This is a genomic window from Novosphingobium sp. FSW06-99 (genome assembly GCF_001519065.1).
In the GTDB taxonomy this organism is placed as follows: Bacteria; Pseudomonadota; Alphaproteobacteria; order Sphingomonadales; family Sphingomonadaceae; genus Novosphingobium.
This window is the reverse complement of record NZ_KQ954257.1, coordinates 117262-132382: the sequence shown is the minus strand read 5'-3', so window position 1 is coordinate 132382 and position 15121 is coordinate 117262. Positions and strand designations below refer to the sequence as shown.

The following is a 15121-nucleotide window of genomic DNA, read 5'->3' as shown; positions in this document are numbered from 1 at the left end:
AGGACCTGGTGCGCCGCTCAGTCGGGGTATTTCAGATGGATCGTCGTGGCCAGATTGGTGCGCGGTATCGCGATTCGCACCGAACGGAACGTCGGCAGGCTGGCCAACGTCGGCGGGTTGTTGGAAAAGCCGTAACCTTCGGTGGGAATACCCAGCACGCCCGACCGGTTGATCGTGCCCGACATATCCTCGTCATGATAGACCGCCAGCGCATAGACCCCGGTCTGCGGCACGAACACGCAGAACTTCGTCGCGCCTGCCACGGTCGGCGTGCGCACGACATAGAGCGACCCGTTCTTGACCAGGAACCGGTCGGGATTGTCGGGATAGACCGTCGTCGTCACTTGCCCGTTGGCGTTGCGCAGGCCATCGACCGTGACGGTGATCCACACATTGCTCTGCGGGCCGAGGCACGGCGGCGCGGCCAGCGCCGGGGTTGCGGCCAGCGGTGCGGCCAGCGCCGTCGCGAAGATCATGGCGAGGCTGGAGATCCGTACGGGGAAACGCATTGCAGTGGCGGGCCTGACTGTTGAATCGAATTTAGCGCATGCGACAAACGCGCGCGGCACGCAAGGTGCTGTCGGCGCGCCAATTTGTCGCGCGGCCAAGACAATTGCACCACAACGGGCAGAATAAATTCGCACGGTTCGGCCCGAAACCGGACAATCGCGGGCCGGGCGTGTGGAAAACGCGGCAGACACCGCTTGTGGCGGACGGGCGGCATGGCTATCGGCAGGAATCGGGCAAGTCCGGGCTGATTGCATCGCAAGCGCGCTCGGGCAGGAATGCCCATCGTCGCCACTGTTCCTGTGGCGCTTCGCATGGACCGGGTTGCCGCAATGACTGATCCATTGGCCAAGGCATTGGCAAGACCGACGCCCGACGCGCCACTGATATCGCCATCCATTCTGTCCGCCGATTTCGCCCGGCTGGGCGAGGAAATCCGTGCGATCGACGAGGCTGGTGCCGACTGGATCCATATCGATGTGATGGACGGCCATTTCGTGCCCAATATCACGATCGGCCCCGCCGTGGTCAAGGCGCTGCGCCCACACACCGCCAAGCCGTTCGACGTCCATCTGATGATTTCGCCGGTCGACGTCTATCTGGAAGCGTTCGCCGCCGCCGGGGCCGATATCATCACCGTGCACCCCGAGGCCGGGCCGCATATCCACCGCACGGTGCAGGCGATCAAGGCGCTGGGCAAACGGGCCGGGGTTGTGCTCAATCCGGGCACCCCTGCCAAAATGCTCGATTACCTGATCGACGATGTCGATCTGGTGCTGGTGATGAGCGTCAACCCCGGATTTGGCGGTCAACGCTTCATTTCCAGCCAGTTGCGCAAGATCGAGGCGATCCGCAAGATGATCGACAAGACCGGTCGACCGATCCACCTCGAAGTCGACGGAGGCGTCGATCTGACCACCGCCGGGGCCTGTGTCGCCGCCGGGGCCGACGTGCTGGTGGCGGGCACGGCGTCGTTTCGCGGAGGACCGGCGCAGTATGCCGCCAATATCGCCGCGCTGAAGGGAACCGGCTGAACCCCATGAATCGCCCCGGCCTGACCATCGCCCCCGCGTCATCCGACCATAACGCTGCCGAAGCAGCCGGGTCCGACCGTCGCATGGCGATCCCGTTGGGCCGGTCGGCCGACCATCACGCCGACCAGGTCGAACTGCGCTTTGACGCCGATGCCGTCGACGCGGGGATGATCGAACCTGGCGTGATCGAACCGGGACGGGCGCTGGCACTGGCCGATTTTTCGCCGCCGCAAGTCAGCGCCGGCGAACGCCTTATCCGCCTGGCCTATCGCTTTGGCACGAGCCCGCGCGCGCTCAACCCGTTTGCGAAACGCACCGCGCCGCGCCTGACCGCGACAGTGGCCAATCCCCTGCCCGGCGAACCCGCCGCCGGTACCGCGTTGCGCGCCGGGCATTTTCTGCTCCACGGGCTCAAGGCGCCGATCGCCGATGTCGAATTCACCGGCCCCCGGCTGGCGCCTCCGCTCGAACGGCTGGTCCACGGCTTTGCCTGGCTGTCCGATCTCGAAGCCTGCGCCGCGCGGCCGCAATGCACCGCCGTGGCCGAGCGCATTCTCGGGCGCTGGCTCACCGCCAATCCGCGCCCCGATGCCACGCCCGCCTGGGATGTCGGCAATGTCGGGCATCGCCTGCTCAACTGGCTGATCCATGCTCCGTTGATCCTGTCGGGACAGGATCGCAAATTCCGCAATCGCGCGCTCCACGCGGTGGAAACCACCGCCGCCTGGCTCGACCGCAATGTCGGCCGCGCCGAGGACAAGCTGGCCGAAGTGGCAGGCTGGACCGCGATCACCGCCGCCGGGCTGCTGCTGGCCGATGGCCGCGCGCGGCAGCTTTATGGCGAGGCGGGGCTGATCCGCGCACTGGGGGATCTGGTCGGCGATGATGGCGGCGTGCTGTCACGCAGCCCGCTGTGCCAGATCGAGGCGATCGAGCTGCTGGTGCGGCTGCGTGCGTGCTATGGCGCGGTGCGTGCCGAACCGCCGAGCCAGATCGACACGATCCTGGCGCTGCTGGTGCCGCCCCTGCTGGCGGTGCTGCACAGCGATGGCGGGCTGGCGGCCTGGCAGGGCGCGCATGCCATGCCCGCGGCACGTATCGATGCATTGATCCGCGCGACCGGCGTGCGCACCCGCCCCTTGCGAGAGGCGCGCCAGTGGGGTTACCAGCGCGTGGCCGCACGCCGCTCGATCCTGTTGTTCGATGCGGCGCCCCCGCCGGTGTCGCGCCATGCCCGCGACGGCAGCGCCTCGACACTGGCGTTCGAATTCAGCCACGCGGGCGAACGGATCATTGTCAATTGCGGCGGCGGGGCCTGCGCCGGGGGGCTGATCCCGGTGCGTCTGGCGCAAGGGCTGCGCGCCACGGCGGCGCATTCGACGTTGACCATCGACGATTTCAATTCGACCGCCGTGCTGATCAACGGCAAACTGGGCACCGGGGTGTCCGAGGTTGATTTTGACCGCCGCAGCGTGGCCGGGGATGGCCCTGGCGGCGGCGCCACCCGGCTGGAAGCCAGCCACAACGGCTATGTCGCGCGGTATGGCCTGACCCACCGCCGGATCCTGATCGCGCGCGATGACGGCACCGAACTGCGCGGCGAAGATTGCCTGGTTCCCGCCGGGCGCAAGGGCAAGCGCGGCACCATCGGGGTGATCTTGCGCTTTCACCTCGGCCCGCATATCGAGCTGGCCCAAGGACGCGATGGACTTGGCGTGACGCTGGCCCTGCCCGATGGCAGCCTGTGGCAATTCCGGTCCGGTCGTGACCAGGTGGTGATCGAGGAAAGCCTGTGGGCCGATGGCCAGGGCCGCCCAATGGCCACGCGCCAGTTGGTGATCACCGCCAAAGTGCCCCGCAGCGGAGAGACATTCTCGTGGCTGCTCAAAAAGATGCGTTGAACTGGGAAAACTGTCTTGAGTGAAGTGATGATCAAGCGGGCGCTGCTTTCAGTGTCCGACAAGAGCGGTCTGGCCGATCTGGGCCGCGCCCTGGCGGCGCAAGGCGTCGAACTGGTTTCGACCGGCGGCACGGCCTCTGCCCTGCGCGAAGCCGGGCTGGTCGTGCGCGACATTGCCGAACTGACCGGGTTTCCCGAAATGATGGATGGCCGGGTCAAGACCCTGCATCCCAAAGTCCACGGCGGGCTGCTGGCGGTACGCGACAATGCCGAACATGCCGCCGCAATGGCCGAGCACGCGATCGGCGCGATCGATCTGGTGGTCGTCAACCTTTATCCGTTCGAGGCGACCGTGGCGCGCGGCGCCGCGCGTGACGACGTGATCGAGAATATCGACATCGGCGGGCCCTCGATGGTTCGCTCCGCGGCCAAGAACCACCAGTTCGTGGCGATCGTCACCGATCCGGCGGACTATGCCGGGCTGATTGGCGAACTGACCGCGACCGGTGGTGCGACAACGCTGGCGTTTCGTCGCAAGCTTGCCGCCAAGGCCTATGCCGCCACCGCCGCCTATGACGCGGCCATCGCCACGTGGTTTGCCACGGTCGATCAGGGCGACCATTTCCCTGCCACGCTGACCCAGGCCCACCGGCTGGTGACCACGTTGCGCTATGGCGAAAACCCGCACCAGAGCGCGGCGCTCTATGTGCCGCGCCAGACCGAGGTGATCGGGCTGCCTCAGGCCGAACAGATCCAGGGCAAGGAACTGTCCTACAACAATTACAACGACGCCAATGCCGCGATCGAACTGATTGCCGAATTTTCGGGCGCGGGCCCGACCGTGGTGATCGTCAAGCACGCCAACCCTTGCGGTGTGGCGACGGCATCCACCCTGCTCGAAGCGTGGCAGGCAGCGCTTGCCTGCGACTCGGTTTCGGCATTCGGCGGGATCGTCGCAACCAACACACCGCTCGACGGCCCGACCGCCGAGGCGATCGCCGCGATCTTTACCGAGGTGGTGGTTGCCCCCGGTGCCGACGAGGCGGCGCGCGCGGTGTTTGCGCGCAAGAAGAACTTGCGCCTGCTGATTCTCCCCGGCCTGCCGCAGGCATCGCGTAGCGGGCTGATTACGGTACCGATTGCCGGGGGCCTGCTCGTGCAGGATCGCGACAACGGGCGCATCGATCCCGCCGATCTGAAAGTGGTGACGCAGCGCGCGCCGAGCGCCAGCGAACTTGCCGACGCACTGTTTGCCTGGACCGTGGCCAAGCACGTCAAATCGAACGCGATCGTCTATGCCCGCAACGGGGTGACCGCCGGGATTGGCGCAGGCCAGATGAATCGCCGCGATTCGTCACGGATTGCGGCAGCCAAGGCGCTAGAAGCCGCCGAAACCCATGGCTGGGATCAGCCGCGCACGGTCGGTTCAGCGGTCGCATCGGATGCGTTCTTCCCGTTTGCCGATGGGCTGCTGGCCGCGGTCGAGGCAGGCGCGACTTGCGTCATCCAGCCGGGCGGATCGATCCGCGATGAAGACGTGATCAAGGCCGCCGATGCGGCCGGCCTGGCCATGGTGTTTACCGGGATGCGCCATTTCCGGCATTGAGAAGGTGCCCGTGACCGAGCCACGCCCCGACCATTTCTTTGTTGCCGAAGGCGACGCGTTCATCCCGACGCGGGCCGCGCACGGCTATTGGCAGGCCAACACATTGAGCGGGGCAGCCGCAGCGTCTTTGCTGGGCTTTGTCATCGAACGCGATTTCTGCGCGCCCGACTGGGTGCCGGTGCGCCTGTCGATCGACATGGTACGCATGCCGCCCGCCGCCCCGCTTACGGTCATCACCGAAGTGCTGCATGAAAGCGGGCGGCTGCGATTGGTCGAGGCGCGGCTTATCGCCGATGGGCGGTTGCAGACGCGTGCGCTGTGCCAGATCGTGCGCAAGGGCACGCAACCCGACAATCCGGTATGGCAGAGCCCGGGCTGGCCCGCGCCCCATCCCGACACCCTGCCCGCGCAAGCGCACTGGCGGTGGGACATGCGCCCGATCCCGGCAGACCACCCGCGTTTCAACCGGGCATCACCCCCCGGCGGCGGCGGTCAGGGCAATCCTCCGGTGCTGGGTCAATTGGCCCCGGCCGCGGCGCGCCAGGCCTGGCTCAAGGTCGGGATGGAAGTGGTCGCGGGGCACCCGCTCAGCCCTTTCCTGATGCTGGTCACCACCGCCGATTTCGCCAGCCCGCTGACGCACAGCAGTGAATCCGGCATCGATTTCGTCAACACCGACTTCACCATCCATTTGCACCGCCAGCCGCAGGGCGAATGGCTGGGCTATGAACTGACCGGTCACAGCTCTGCCAATGGCGTGGCGGTGGGTCAGGCCGCAATCCATGATATCGCAGGGCCGCTGGGCGTGATCGTGGTCTCGGCCATCGCCAACAGCCGCCGCAAATAGCGCACGGCCGCCGCACCGGGGGTGCAGCGGCCGCAACGATCGTCAAACGGTCGATCGATCAGCGATAGAACACGTGATTGTCGATCCGCGCAACGCGGGTCTTGCCGGCCACCGGCCCGACGCGCGCGGCGTGGAAGAACAGCGCGCCTTCGGCCGGGCTTTTCCAGGCGCCGCGATCGGCGATCAGCGCGATCTTGATGACCTGGTGCCAGGTAGCGCTCGACCGGTCGATGCTCGGCATCGCGCCGCCGTGGATGAACGAGAATTGCGAGTGCTGAAACACCACCCCGCAATACGAGCTGGGAAACCGGCCCGAAGTCGTGCGCGCGACGATCACGCGGCCAACCGCCAGTTGTCCGGCCAGGCTTTCGCTTTTGGCCTCGAAATAGATCGCCCCTGCCAGGCAATTGATCTCGGGCGACACGGTGGCGGGCACCGGGACCAGATCAACCAGCTCTTCCAGCGAGGCAGCCGACCAGCGGCTGATTTCTGCATCCGCGCCAAGCGCCGGATCGATCGTTGCATCATGCAACGGCTGCACGGAAATCTGGGCGGCGTCGGTGGATGTTGCAGTCTGCGAGGAGACCGGAGATGGCGTCCCGATCTGGGGGACTTGCGCATCTTGTACCTGCATTTGCAGGTCTTGCGGGTGGGCTTTGGCACCGGACGTACCAAACACCGCGAAACTCAGGGTCACGGCCAGGCTGAAAACCGTGGCCAAACGAACGGAAAAACTCACACTCTATCCAAATTCGGCGGTGAGCGTCGGGACATGGTTTGATCACGGGTTTCGTGAATACGACGGCAGCCTGTGCCAACGCTTCACCCATCCCCTGCCAAGTTCCAGGCCGTCTGCCCCCCGTCTGCGTGCTAGCGCGATGCGGCCTGGTGCCGATCGTCGCCGCCTACGCAACAGCGGAAGCCTTGGCCTTTATGGGCAGGAACGGTGGAGTCAACCTTTCGGTCGGTCAGTCACCCCTGGTTCAGGATGGACCGTTCAACATCCGCGATGGTCAGTTCAACGATCCACACGTCGCGATCAAGCGTTGCGCGCCGATCGAGGTACGCGTCAAAGTCGCTGCGCGAGTCGGCCTGTTGTGTGCGAACGGCGGTCCAGCGGCGCGGTCCGGCAGGATCAGGCAGGCGTTCATACAACGTGCCCAACCCTGCGCGATCGACCGCAACCACCAGAATGGTCCCGGCGTCGGGCTCACCTTTATGCAGCACCATCGCAAATCCACCGGCGGCCTGGGTGCGCCGGACGAGTCCCGATACTTCGAGCGAGGCGGGCAGACGCGCCGGTTCCATCGCGATGATCAGGCGGCGTCGCGGTCGATGACGTTGACCAGCAGGGCAAACAGCGAATCCGCGTCGGGCGCGGCCAGCAGGCGGCTGTGCATGCGATCATCGCGCATCAGCCGCGAAATCGCCGCCAGTGCCTGCAGATGCGCCACGCCTGCCTGATCGGGCGACAGCAGGCCAAACACGCAATCGACCGGCATGCCGTCGGCGGCGGCAAATTCCACCGGGCCTTCCAATCGCAGAAACACCGCCACGGGGCGGGTCAGACCGTCGATCCGGGCATGGGGTATCGCCACACCGCGTCCGAAACCGGTGCTGCCCAGCGCCTCGCGTTCGAGAATGCGGTCCAGCACATGGCCCGGGTCGAGCCCATAGACCGACGCAAAACACTGCGCCAGCACAGACAGGATCTGTGCTTTGGATTCCGCGCGGATCACGCGAACAGCCTGTTGATCAATAGAAAAAAGCGCGCTCATCGCCAAATTGATACCATCGGTCTGGTAAGGCCACCGTCACGTTGGAGGCGCCATGCGCCTGATTTCAACCGCGTGCAAGGGTCGATTGGCGTAGTGGGATCTTGCTGCGACGAAATTGCGGCCCCGCCGGTACTGGCCGGGCGGGGCCGCATCGGGCGATCTATTTCTGCGGCTCAACCCAGCCGATCGAACCATCACCCCGCCGATAGACCATGTTGTGTATGCCGGTTCCGGCGTTCTTGAACAACAGGGCATTGGTGTTGCGCAGATCGAGCATCATCACCGCATCGGACACCGTGGCAGTGGGAACATCGACGCGCGTTTCGGCGATCACCAGCGGGGCATCCGCCGGTTCCTCGTCAGGGGCTGCTTCGGCGAACAGGGTATAAGTCGCGTCCTCGGTACCGCCTGCAAAACCGTTGAAATTGGCATCGTCCTGGCGGCGAGCGTGGAGCGCGTTTTCATGGCGATCCTTGATCCGTCGTTTGTAGCGGCTGAGCTGTCGGTCGATCTTTTCCGCCGACTGGTCGAGCGCCTGGTGCGCATCCTGCGCGATCGAGCTGCCTTTGAGGATCAGGCCCTGGGCAACATGGGTGACGATATCGCATCTGAAACCGCCATGCGGGGCCTTGCCAAGCGTGACTTGCGAAGAGAGCGCGCGTGAGAAATACTTGTCGACGATGATGGCCAGCCGCTGCTGGGCGTGGGATTCAAATGCGGCGCCGGTGTCGACCTGATGGCCGGAAACGCGAATATCCATCGTACTTCTCCTCTTTGGGGGAGTGTTCCCCAACAGGCCGTGCGGATTACCCGCGCGTCCAGAGGGGGTCTCCAAATCCCGCCATGAATGCACCATGACGGGCCAGTTCCGCCTCGCTCGGGCTGTGTGGCCTGGGCGAACGGAATGGGCGGTTGACCGGTCCGTGTGCGGCCTGTTCGGGCACGACGTCCGACCCGGTGGCATCGGCGGCGAGCTCCAGCCCGATCTGCCTGCCACCCAACAATTCGACATAGAGTTGCGCCAGCAATTCGGCGTCGAGCAGCGCGCCGTGCTTGGTGCGGTGGCTGCGATCGATGCCATAGCGCGAACACAGCGCATCCAGGCTGAGCTTTGCGCCGGGGTGCTTGCGCCGGGCGATCGCGATCGTGTCGACCATCCGGTCAAGCGACACCGGACCAAGCCCGCAGGCCGCCAGTTCGGCATTGAGAAAGCCGAAATCGAATGCCGCATTGTGCGCCACCAGCGGCGCATCGCCCAGAAAATCGAGCAATTCGGCGGCATGTTCGGCAAATTTCGGTTTGCCGGTCAGGAACGCGGTCGACAGCCCGTGGACCGCCTCGGCCTCGGCCGGCATGTCGCGTTCGGGATCGAAATAGCGGTGGAACACCACCCCGGTAGCCACCCGGTTGACCATCTCGATGCAGCCGATTTCCACCAGCCGGTCGCCGCTCTTGGGATCAAACCCGGTTGTTTCGGTATCGAAAACGATTTCGCGCATTTGTGTGACGATGAACCTGCAAAGGCGCGCTGACAAGGCGGTAAAACAAAAAACGCGCGGCTGAGGATTAAAATATTATTCAATAAAAACAGTGTTGTACGCATTTTGACGATAGGCTGTTGCAGGAATTTTTCATCGCGCGCGGGCGCGCAGCATGGCAACCAGCGCGGCAACCGCGGCTGCGGTCTCGGCCAGTGCGACTCCAGTATCTATCACGTATGTTGCCCGTGCCCGCTTTTCCGCATCGGGCACTTGCAGCGCCAGGATCTGCGCAAAGCGCGCCTCGGTCATGCCAGGGCGGGCAAGCACGCGGTCGCGTTGCATGGCCAGCGGAGCGGAAACCACCGCGACCGCATCGAGCCCCTCGCCATGTCCCTTTTCATAGAGCAGCGGGATATCGAACACGACCAGCGCCGCATCGGCATGATCGGCCAGAAACGCCGCGCGCTCTGCGCCAACCGCCGGGTGCATGATCGCCTCCAGCCGCGCCAGCGCGTCGCGATCGCCAAACACGTGCGCGCCGAGTTCCTGCCGCCGCACTCCGTCGGGACCGGTGGAGCCGGGGAACGCCGCCTCGATCCGATCGAGCAACGGGCTGCCCGCCGACTGCAGGCGATGCACTGCCGCATCGGCATCGAACACCGGCACATCCAGATCGCGCAACATCTGCGCGACCGCCGATTTACCCATGCCGATCGATCCGGTCAGGCCAAGGATGAACGGACGGGTCATGCCCCAAGCCGCGTGCGAAGGTCGCGGTCGGCCCCACCACGCGGCGGATGCGCGCCGAAAAAGCGGCGAAACGCGTGGTCGGCCTGTCCGATCAGCATGGCCAGACCATCGATTGTGGCAAGCCCGGCGCCGCGCGCCGCGCGCAGGAACGCAGTGTCCAGCGGGCTGGTCACAATATCGTAGAACACCGCGCCCGGCGGCGTATGCGTCATGTCAAAGGCCAGCGGCGCATGACCGGTCATGCCCAGCGCGGTGGCGTTGACGACCAGATCGAAAATACCGTCACGATCATCAAAGGCGAAATCGGTCGGCGCCGCGAAATGGGCCAGGTCGATCGCGTGGTGGTCCCCGCCCGGGGCCAGTTCGTCGAGCAGTGCCCGTGCCTTGGCCGGATCGCGCCCCGCCAGCACCACCACCACCCCGGCCTCGACCAGCGCCGTCACCACCGCGCGTGCCGCACCGCCAGTGCCCAGCACACGTGCCATGCGAAACAGGTGCGCCTGATCAAGCAACGGTTGTAATGGTTCGAGAAAACCCGGCACATCGGTGTTGTAGCCGACCAGCGCACCCGCTTCGGGCACGATGGTGTTGACCGCACCCACCCGCGCCGCCAGCGGATCGAGCCGGTCGAGCAGACCGATCACCGCCTGTTTGTGCGGCATCGTGACATTGCACCCGCGCCAGTCCGGATCGGCGCGCCGTGTGGCCAGATAATCGCCGAGTTCATCCGTGCCGACACGGGTCGCCCGATAAGCGCCATCAAGCCCCAGCCGATCGAGCCAGAACCCATGGATCGCGGGCGACCTGGACTGGGCGATCGGATCGCCGATCACTTCGGCATAAGGCGTGGTCATGCCGGCAAAACACCGCAATTGCGCAGCGCGCCCAGCAGCGCGAGCAAGGGCATGCCCAGTACGGTGAAATGGCTGCCCTCGATCGCGTCGAACAGTTGCACCCCGCGCGCCTCGATACGGAAAACCCCGACACAGGCCGCCACGGCAGGCCATTCGCTGTCGAGATAGCTGTCGATAAAGCTGGGGGAAAGCTGCCTGACTTTCAGCCGGGCGGTTTCAACATGGCGCCACACCACCACCCCGTCGCGCACCAGCACGGCGGCCGATGACAGCGCCATCGTCTGACCGGAAAAGAATGCCAGGTGTTCGGCGGCATTGGCGCGGCTGACCGGTTTGTCGAACTGGCGCCCGGCCACTTCGACCAGCGAATCGCCGCCCAGCACCAATCGCGCCGGCAGCGCCAGCGAAACGCAGATCGCCTTGGCTTCGGCCAGGATCGTGGCAACATCGGCGCCCGACACCCCGATCAGTTCGCGTTTGAGTTCGGCCTCGTCAACGCTCGCCGCGCGCGCCTCGAACGGCACCCCGGCGGCCTCGAGCATGGCCTTGCGCGAGGCGCTTTGCGAGGCAAGCACCAATGGCTGTGGCGATGCAGTCATTGGCGCGACCCCTGCCGCCCGGCATCTGTCCAGTCTTCATCATCGCGGGCGATATCCATGCCGTTGGCGGCGCGGATGTTGTGGCGTTCATTGTACAGGTTGATCACGGCGGCAGCGGTTTCCTCGATCGAACGGCGGCTGACATCGATCACCGGCCAGCCATTGTCGGCAAACATGCGCCGGGCAAACTGCACTTCGCGGGTGACGTGTTCGTTGTCGACATAACTGGTTTCGGGGGCCTGGTTGAGCGACAGCAGGCGATTGCGCCGCACCTGGATCAGGCGTTCGGGGCTGGTGGTCAGCCCGACCACCATCGGGCGGCGCACCGCGAACAGCGACGTCGGCGGCGGGCTTTCCACCACAATCGGTATGTTCGCCACGCGATATCCCCGATTGGCGAGATAGATCGACGTCGGCGTCTTGGAACTGCGCGAGACACCGGCCAGGATGATGTCGGCCTGTTCCCAGTTTTCCCAGCCGATGCCGTCATCGTGGGCAATGGTGAACTGGATGGCGTCAACCCGGTGAAAATAGGCATCGTCCATGATGTGCTGGCGGCCCGGTCGGCCCTTCGCTTCCTGCCCCAACAGCGTTTCGAGCGCGTCGGTCACGGTATCGAGCGCCGAAATGCTGCGCAGACCCAGTGCTGCACAGCGCTTTTCCAGCCGCTCGCGGATTTCGGTGCTGACCAGGGTGAACAGCACGAGCCCCGGATTGCTGGCGATTTCGCCCATGATCCGGTCGAGATGCTGTTGCGAGCGCACCATCGGCCAGAAATGGCGCACGACGTCGGCGGTCTCGAATTGCGCCAGCGCCGCCTTGGCGATCATGTCCAGCGTCTCGCCGGTGGAATCCGACAGAAGATGAAGATGAAGTCGATCCATGGCCCCTTGCAATGCCGCATTCCACAGCCCCGGGATGGATCTGTGGACAGGCGATGGATAAACCACGGGATGATTGCGCCGACAAGCACGAGGGTGCGATCCATCCCCATCATCCCGCACAGCCATGCCATTTTCGCCACAGGCGGAGCACACTTGCCCACATGCTGTGGACAACGGGCACAAGTTTCGCTTGAACGCTTCAAACCGGGGAGTCGCAGAACTGACACAAACATCGGCATGGTGGATGATTCAGGGCAGAGCGCGGCCATCCCCGATATCCACAGGGCCATCAGACTCCTACATCCATATATATAAAAAACTCTTTTTTGATTTTGATTGGAACCGATCACGATGCCAGGTCCCTTGTTCGACACGCTTCTCGGCACGAATCTCGCGCAACGCCCGATCTGGTTGATGCGTCAGGCGGGGCGCTATCTGCCCGAATATCGGGCCTTGCGCGCAGACAAGGGCGGATTTCTCGATCTGGTCTACGACAGCCAAGCGGCGTGCGAGATCACTTTGCAGCCGGTGCGCCGGTTCGGCTTTGACGGGGCCATCCTGTTCAGCGACATCCTCATCGTGCCCCATGCCATGGGCCAGACGCTGGAATTTCTCGCGGGAGAAGGTCCGCGGCTGTCGCCAAAGCTGGTCGATACCGCGCTCGACACGCTCAGCGCCGTGCCTGAACGTTTGGCCGTGATCTATGACACCGTGGCACAAGTACGCGCCGCATTGGCACCTGAAACCACCTTGCTGGGCTTTGCAGGCAGTCCCTGGACGGTCGCCACTTATATGGTCGCGGGCGAGGGTAGCCGCGACCAGCACGACACGCGCGCCATGGCCTATCGCGATCCGGCGGCGTTTCAGGCGATCATAGATGCCATCATCGACGTGACCATCGAGTATCTCTCGGGTCAGATCCTGGCAGGCGCCGAAGCCGTGCAATTGTTCGATTCATGGTCGGGCAGTCTGGCCCCGCGTGAATTTGAACGCTGGGTCATTGCGCCCAATGCGCGCATTGTCGCTGCGCTGGCCGAGCGTCATCCGGGTGTGCCGGTGATCGGCTTTCCAAAGGGTGCAGGGGAAAAGCTGCCCGCTTATGCCCGCGAAACCGGCGTCGCGGCGGTTGGCGTGGATGAAACGATCGACCCGGTCTGGGCGGCGGCAGCGCTGCCCGAGGGATTGCCGGTACAGGGCAATCTTGATCCGCTGCTGCTGCTGGCGGGTGGCGATGCGCTCGATGCAGGCGCCCGTGCGGTGCTTGATGCCTTTGCCGGCCGGCCGCATGTGTTCAACCTGGGACACGGGATTGGCCAGTTTACCCCGATTGCCCACGTCGAACGCCTGTTGGCGGTGGTGCGGGACTGGCGGGCGGGGTAACCAGCACCCAGCCGATGTCGTGGCGGATCATGCGCCCGGAAGTGACCGGATAGCCAGCCTGGCGCAATTCGCGGATCACCGTGGCGGCGCTGGGGTGGAACGCGGCGGCATGGTCTGACCAGAACAGCGTAGGACAAGCCCGCGACATCGTATGCGATCCGACGGGGGCGAGCGCAAACCCGCTCTGCCGTGCCATATAGGCATAGGAAAACGGCACGACTGCCAGGTTATCGCGCGGCGGCATGCCCAAAGGTTCGCTGTTCCAGTATAGATCGGGGTGAACCACGGTGGTCGGGCAGTCGTGTATCAGGCCGGCGATTGTGCGGGCAGTGCCGGTCCAGCTCCATTGCTGCACGGTGGTGCGACAGTTGGCGTGGATCGCCAGCACCGTTGCGATCAGCATGGCGGCATCGATCGGCACGGTGGCGCGATCGGTCAGCCGCCGAGTCAGGTTTTCTGCGCCCAGGGCAAGTATCAGCGCGACAATCGGATCGATCGCGACCAGATAGCGGTTTATGACCAGCGGGCGGTGAAGATGCACGGCAATCAGCACCGCCAGTGCCAGCACCAGTCCGGCGCCGAGTGTGGCCAGATCGATGAACGTCGCGCGCGAGCGGGCGTCGGGGCGCAACAGCAGCAGGACAAGACCTGCCAGGGCGGCAAGCGCCAGCACCGGATTGCAGGTGACCGCATCAATCAGCTCGCTTTCGATGGCCCAGCGCGCGCCGTTGAGACCGGTGGGAATCCAGAAACTTCGGGTGTTGCCGATGATCGTCGGCAATTGCACTGCCATGCTTGCCGCCAGCGGAACGAGCGCGAGCGCAGTGGCCATCGCCAGCCGGCGGGCGGGTTGCCACTCCCGCTCCAACACCAGACGAAGCAGCATGACCGCAACCATTGCCATCACGATCACCGTGGTGACCAGATGTGTGGTGAAGGCCAGCGCCAGCAGCAGGCACGGCATGGCAGGGCGCGAACCCCGGTGCGACCAGCGCAGCACGATCGGCAGGACAAGGGCGGTCAGCGCGAACGACAGGAAATAGGACCGCAACTGGTCGATCCGGTCGAGCGCCGGAAAAGTCGCGGCCAGCGCCAACACATCGTACCACAGCAGCCGGCGAAACCACGCATCGGTGCGCGCGAGGCGTGCGAACAGCAGCGCTGTCGCCGCCAGCACGACCAGATTGACCGTGCGCAGGTCACCGACACTGTCTGCCAGCCCGAACAGGCCAAGCACCCGCGCCCAGAGCCACGCGAGGCCATAGAACAGTGGCGGATGGTTGTCGCGCAGCCAGGCCGGAGCCAGCACATCGAGCGAGGCTCCCGCACGCACCACGTAAAAGGCATAAAACTCGTCGTACCACGGTCCGCGTCTGGCGATCGCAAGGCAGGCCGCGATCACGAACAGCAGCGCCAGCATGCCAAACCCGAACCGGCGCAACAGGATCACCATGCGATAGGCCAACGATTGGTCATTTGCACGCATGCCTCTAAGGTGACG

At 64.9% G+C, this 15121-nt stretch carries 16 protein-coding genes; 5 read left to right on the top strand and 11 right to left on the bottom strand.

Features of this window, described 5'->3' with window-relative positions; all coding sequences use genetic code 11:
• Window positions 1-17: 17 nt before the first annotated feature.
• Complete coding sequence (locus AQZ49_RS13160) at window positions 18-509, bottom strand: DUF2141 domain-containing protein (RefSeq protein ID WP_067616366.1); 492 nt, start codon at window positions 507-509, stop codon at window positions 18-20.
• A 330-nt stretch (window positions 510-839) separates the two neighbouring features.
• Between AQZ49_RS13160 and rpe the strand changes: the two genes are divergently transcribed.
• From rpe to AQZ49_RS13140, 4 genes are read left to right on the top strand one after another with little or no spacing between them, the layout of a single operon-like run.
• Window positions 840-1541, top strand: coding sequence for a ribulose-phosphate 3-epimerase (gene rpe / locus AQZ49_RS13155; protein WP_067616652.1), 702 nt, complete (start codon window positions 840-842; stop codon window positions 1539-1541).
• A 5-nt stretch (window positions 1542-1546) separates the two neighbouring features.
• Window positions 1547-3442, top strand: a complete 1896-nt coding sequence (locus tag AQZ49_RS13150) for a heparinase II/III family protein (protein WP_067616363.1) — start codon at window positions 1547-1549, stop codon at window positions 3440-3442.
• Window positions 3443-3469: 27 nt separating this feature from the next.
• Window positions 3470-5047, top strand: a complete 1578-nt coding sequence (purH, locus tag AQZ49_RS13145) for a bifunctional phosphoribosylaminoimidazolecarboxamide formyltransferase/IMP cyclohydrolase (protein WP_082701765.1) — start codon at window positions 3470-3472, stop codon at window positions 5045-5047.
• Between the two features lie 10 nt (window positions 5048-5057).
• The gene (locus AQZ49_RS13140; RefSeq protein ID WP_067616359.1) at window positions 5058-5894 is read left to right on the top strand and encodes an acyl-CoA thioesterase domain-containing protein; all 837 of its coding nucleotides are present in this window, start codon (window positions 5058-5060) and stop codon (window positions 5892-5894) included.
• Window positions 5895-5952: 58 nt separating this feature from the next.
• On the opposite strand, the gene AQZ49_RS13135 is transcribed toward AQZ49_RS13140, so the two are convergent.
• The 9 genes from AQZ49_RS13135 to AQZ49_RS13095 form a co-directional block, all read right to left on the bottom strand.
• Complete coding sequence (locus tag AQZ49_RS13135) at window positions 5953-6528, bottom strand: cell wall hydrolase (protein WP_082701781.1); 576 nt, start codon at window positions 6526-6528, stop codon at window positions 5953-5955.
• A gap of 338 nt (window positions 6529-6866) precedes the next feature.
• Window positions 6867-7202: a DUF1491 family protein gene (locus AQZ49_RS13130; protein WP_067616355.1), complete on the bottom strand. Its 336-nt coding sequence runs from the start codon at window positions 7200-7202 to the stop codon at window positions 6867-6869.
• A gap of 8 nt (window positions 7203-7210) precedes the next feature.
• Complete coding sequence (locus AQZ49_RS13125; protein WP_067616353.1) at window positions 7211-7672, bottom strand: PTS sugar transporter subunit IIA; 462 nt, start codon at window positions 7670-7672, stop codon at window positions 7211-7213.
• A gap of 160 nt (window positions 7673-7832) precedes the next feature.
• Window positions 7833-8432 carry a ribosome hibernation-promoting factor, HPF/YfiA family gene (hpf, locus tag AQZ49_RS13120; protein WP_067616351.1) on the bottom strand — a complete coding sequence of 200 codons (600 nt, stop codon included), beginning with the start codon at window positions 8430-8432 and terminating at the stop codon, window positions 7833-7835.
• Window positions 8433-8478: 46 nt separating this feature from the next.
• Window positions 8479-9171, bottom strand: coding sequence for a DNA polymerase III subunit epsilon (dnaQ, locus tag AQZ49_RS13115; protein ID WP_067616349.1), 693 nt, complete (start codon window positions 9169-9171; stop codon window positions 8479-8481).
• A 132-nt stretch (window positions 9172-9303) separates the two neighbouring features.
• On the bottom strand, window positions 9304-9903 hold the full coding sequence (coaE, locus tag AQZ49_RS13110; protein WP_067616346.1) for a dephospho-CoA kinase: 600 nt from the start codon (window positions 9901-9903) through the stop codon (window positions 9304-9306).
• Window positions 9900-10757, bottom strand: coding sequence for a shikimate dehydrogenase family protein (locus AQZ49_RS13105; RefSeq protein ID WP_067616344.1), 858 nt, complete (start codon window positions 10755-10757; stop codon window positions 9900-9902). The genes coaE and AQZ49_RS13105 overlap by 4 nt, the downstream gene beginning before the upstream one ends.
• Window positions 10754-11356, bottom strand: a complete 603-nt coding sequence (locus AQZ49_RS13100) for a Maf family protein (protein WP_067616342.1) — start codon at window positions 11354-11356, stop codon at window positions 10754-10756. The genes AQZ49_RS13105 and AQZ49_RS13100 overlap by 4 nt, the downstream gene beginning before the upstream one ends.
• Window positions 11353-12240: a pyruvate, water dikinase regulatory protein gene (locus AQZ49_RS13095; protein ID WP_082701763.1), complete on the bottom strand. Its 888-nt coding sequence runs from the start codon at window positions 12238-12240 to the stop codon at window positions 11353-11355. The genes AQZ49_RS13100 and AQZ49_RS13095 overlap by 4 nt, the downstream gene beginning before the upstream one ends.
• 351 nt (window positions 12241-12591) lie before the next feature.
• On the opposite strand from AQZ49_RS13095, the gene hemE reads away from it, so the two are divergent.
• Window positions 12592-13620 (top strand): uroporphyrinogen decarboxylase, encoded by a 1029-nt coding sequence (hemE, locus tag AQZ49_RS13090; RefSeq protein ID WP_067616650.1) that lies wholly within the window; start codon window positions 12592-12594, stop codon window positions 13618-13620.
• Here hemE and AQZ49_RS13085 read toward each other — a convergent pair.
• Window positions 13559-15085, bottom strand: a complete 1527-nt coding sequence (locus tag AQZ49_RS13085) for a hypothetical protein (RefSeq protein ID WP_231739220.1) — start codon at window positions 15083-15085, stop codon at window positions 13559-13561. The two genes, hemE and AQZ49_RS13085, sit on opposite strands and share 62 nt — an antisense overlap.
• Between the last annotated feature and the right edge of the window lie 36 nt (window positions 15086-15121).